The following is a 1,326-nucleotide window of genomic DNA, read 5'->3' on the forward strand; positions in this document are numbered from 1 at the left end:
GCTCTGCCCACTGGCCCACCTCCAACGGGTCCTTCGCTCCCTCTGCCCCGGAGACTTCCGTGCCTACCTCGATCACCATCACGTCCGAGTTCAGCGGCAGCGTCGTTGCCAAGGGCGCTACTGACGACCTCTCCGCGCAGCTCCTCCGTCACGCCGGTTTCAAGCAGATCGACGACTGGCACGGCCGACGCCATCGCCTGCCCACCACCACTCCGCTCGCCGACCAGGTCGCCATCGCCAGCCATGCGGCCGAGATGCTTCGAGCCGCTCGCTATGACGTCACCCTCCCGCCGTCTCTCGACACCGCCCGGCTGAGCCCTCCGGTGCATGCGCTGGGGCCCTACGCCGCCGGAGCCGAACTCCTCAGCATCACGGACCAGATCCGTGCGGCCGAAGACGGAGCCAGCCTTCAGCGGGCAGTTGACCACCTCCTTCACCCCGAGCACGGTGCGCTGGAGCGTGTCCGGGAGGCGCTGGAAGCAGCGGGAGAACAGGTCAACGACCTGGGCGAGGACGCGTATGCGCTCGCTGACCGGTTCGGCTTCGCCTCGGAGTTCATCAGCTCGGCCCAGTCCGAACTCGTCGATTCTGAGGCCGAGCTACGCCGAGTCGGCGCCGCTTCGACGAGCTACTCCGCAGCACGGACCGTCCGTGATCACCGTGGTGCTGCTCTGGCCACTTCTCCTGCGGCGAACCAGGCCAAGGTCTCCTCGGCGTCCAGTTCCGCGCCGGCGCCTTGCTCTGCGACGGGTCACCCACCGCGCGCCTCAACCCCCCGACGGTGACCCCGGCCGCTCTCTCCGCCGTCGGCCTCCAGTACGTCGCGCGCCCCCGCTCGACTCACCCGTCAAGGACCACTCACCGGAAGAGGCAAACGTGCCCGAGTGCTACTCCAGCATCGGCGAGGCCGTCGGTGCGGCCATGCAGCACAACATCCGGCTCGCCCACCGCAGCGCGGCACCGGGCTCCGACAAGCCGCTGCAGATCAGGCGCCTGCCCGGCGCTTCCGCCGATCCGTACTCGGTTCGCGGAATGATTTCTCGCCTCCACGAGGACGCCTCGCCCGATGAGGTGGCGGGCATCATCGAGGAGGTCAACGGCGCACTGGTCGGGGCTCTGCCCGAGCTGACCGAACTCGTCGCCTCTGCCGCCGACTGGACTCGCGCCCGTCTCGAATTCGACGACCCGCATCACAATCCGACTTTCGAGACGTGGACCCGACTGGCAGCCGCGTACGGGATGCTCCAGGACGTCCGTGAGCAGTTGGAAGTCGCCGAGGACGGTCTCGCTGCCTGTCCCGCAGAGCGCACGGACCCCCGGCACCAC

At 68.8% G+C, this 1,326-nt stretch carries 1 protein-coding gene and 1 pseudogene; both read left to right on the forward strand.

The annotated features are described in order from the left end of the window. Positions 1–59 precede the first annotated feature (59 nt). Positions 60–785 (forward strand): hypothetical protein, encoded by a 726-nt coding sequence (locus B9S57_RS10780; RefSeq protein WP_103515327.1) that lies wholly within the window; start codon positions 60–62, stop codon positions 783–785. A gap of 91 nt (positions 786–876) precedes the next feature. After that, positions 877–1,326 (forward strand): annotated as a pseudogene (locus B9S57_RS10785) (hypothetical protein); the annotation flags it as partial.

The sequence above is a fragment of the Streptomyces sp. SM10 genome (assembly GCF_002910915.1).
Taxonomy (GTDB): domain Bacteria; phylum Actinomycetota; class Actinomycetes; order Streptomycetales; family Streptomycetaceae; genus Streptomyces.